Origin of the sequence: Prauserella aidingensis (assembly GCF_024171865.1) — a bacterium.
Taxonomy (GTDB): domain Bacteria; phylum Actinomycetota; class Actinomycetes; order Mycobacteriales; family Pseudonocardiaceae; genus Prauserella; species Prauserella aidingensis.
Genome location: NZ_JAMTCN010000069.1, coordinates 1 through 1,646, shown reverse-complemented (window position 1 = coordinate 1,646; position 1,646 = coordinate 1). Strand labels below are relative to the sequence as shown.

The 1,646-nt window shown below is 56.3% G+C and carries 3 protein-coding genes; 2 read left to right on the top strand and 1 reads right to left on the bottom strand.

Annotation, left to right across the window (positions count from 1 at the left end):
- On the top strand, positions 1–215 hold a 215-nt coding region (locus LY13_RS25430), incomplete at its 5' end, for a hypothetical protein (RefSeq protein ID WP_253831095.1).
- Positions 216–378: 163 nt separating this feature from the next.
- Here the strand turns inward: LY13_RS25430 and LY13_RS25425 are convergent.
- Complete coding sequence (locus LY13_RS25425; protein ID WP_253831094.1) at positions 379–840, bottom strand: hypothetical protein; 462 nt, start codon at positions 838–840, stop codon at positions 379–381.
- Between the two features lie 169 nt (positions 841–1,009).
- Here LY13_RS25425 and LY13_RS26265 point away from each other — a divergent pair, with 169 nt between their 5' ends.
- A complete protein-coding gene (locus LY13_RS26265) occupies positions 1,010–1,405 on the top strand; it encodes a peptidase inhibitor family I36 protein (protein ID WP_372493899.1) in 396 nt (131 codons plus the stop codon).
- Positions 1,406–1,646 lie beyond the last annotated feature (241 nt).

The window sequence follows — 1,646 nt, the reverse complement described above, 5'->3', positions numbered from 1 at the left end:
CGCGTAGCGACGCCGTAGGCGCCCTTGAGGCGGTCGGCGCGGTGTCAGACGATCTGACGGGCGTGAAGGGGCCGGCTCGTGGTGAGTGGCGGCTGGCCGGTTGCTCTGAAGGTCAGGTCGCGTCGTTCGTCGTGCGAGCCGGGGCCGCCGGCCGGGAGCGCCAGCGGGAGGCCGGGCGTGCCCCGGCGGCGGCGCGCGAAGCGCGCCGCCCTTGACTTCCTAGAGGGCAATTCGGCAGCAGTTCCTGCTGGTCTACGTCATCGCTAAGGTGGCGAGATCATTGCCTCGGTTGGCTCGCTCGATCGCGGAGGGGTGGTGCGATGGTTAGTGCGAGGTGTCGATCCGTGGAAGATTTCAGTCGAAGTGCCCGTTTCACCTCTACACGGGCGGAGTTAATTCGATTCTCCACTGTCCCTGGCTTTTGCGAACATTGTGTAGATACGAAAATACTTCTCCGCCTGATCGGCCACCTTCCACCAGGGCGCGACTGGGATTTTCGGTGCTCGGTTGCAGGGTGACGGAGATCGAATGAGCTCCGATTCTAACCAGTTCGCCGATGTAGTTCTTGGCGAACTCGTCCGCGTCGCTAGGAGGGTAGGCGATTAGTTCTTCGATTTCGACTGAATCGCGATTATTGAGGGCATGTTCGAGACGAGTGCGCAGCTCGGTAGCCGAGTCAACGCCAATATCCGGTTGACGCGAGATGGCCAGGGTCGCAATTACTATCCAGGCTATAACGAAAAGCGATACTACTGAAATGAAGAGGTTTCGGCGAGTAGGCACAGTGTTCACCTTGCAGGTATTGTTGAACGATTTAAGGCATCCTTGGTTGGGTGTCATGTTAGCGACAGTCTGAGTCCTCTGGCTCGGTGAAAGGATACGCCGTCCGAGTTAGGCCTCGTAGGCACCCGGCCGGCAGGACTGTGATGTCTGTCACAGGATCCTCGAGTAGGCGACATATGGTTGTTACCGTTTTCTTTCGGATGGAAAGCGACGTAAGTAAACTGGGATGGGGGATGAAATGAGAAGAAGTAGGCGTCTTTTTCAGTCGCTGACTTTTGTTTCCTTGTTGTTCGGCGCTTCCTTGATGGGTCCAGGTGTAGCCTCCGCCAGTCTGGGGCAATGTACATATAACGACAATCATATTTGCGTCTGGAATTCAACACTCTATCGCGGATACTTCCAAAAATCCTTAGGGTCTATTCCTGACGTAGGGGCGGGTGCCAGCTCGTTGTGGAATAGAAAAGCACATGCGATATATGTGTATTCTGGAACTGGGTATACTGGTTCTGCAATGAAGGTTGCACCTGACCAACAGGTAAGCGATACACCCTGGAAGGTGCACTCGATCGCGGCCGACCCTTGTCTGGCTTCCGCGAATGAGGAACCTTCAGCGCTTTGTTGAGCCAGTAGCCCTGTGGATGTCGAAAGACTCATCAGCGGAGCGATCTCAGCGAGATCGACACAGTGGTGGGTGAAGAGAAGAGCGGTGGAGTCCTTAGAGTGAAGGTGCTCTTCGGAGAGTCTTCGTCTGCTAGGGACTCCACGCTCATTGAGGTTTTCTCAGTAGCGTCCGTCGTGTTCGAACTGTGTGAGGACGAGTGCGGCTTTGGTGATGGCGCCGATGCGTCTGGGGCAGAGGGTGA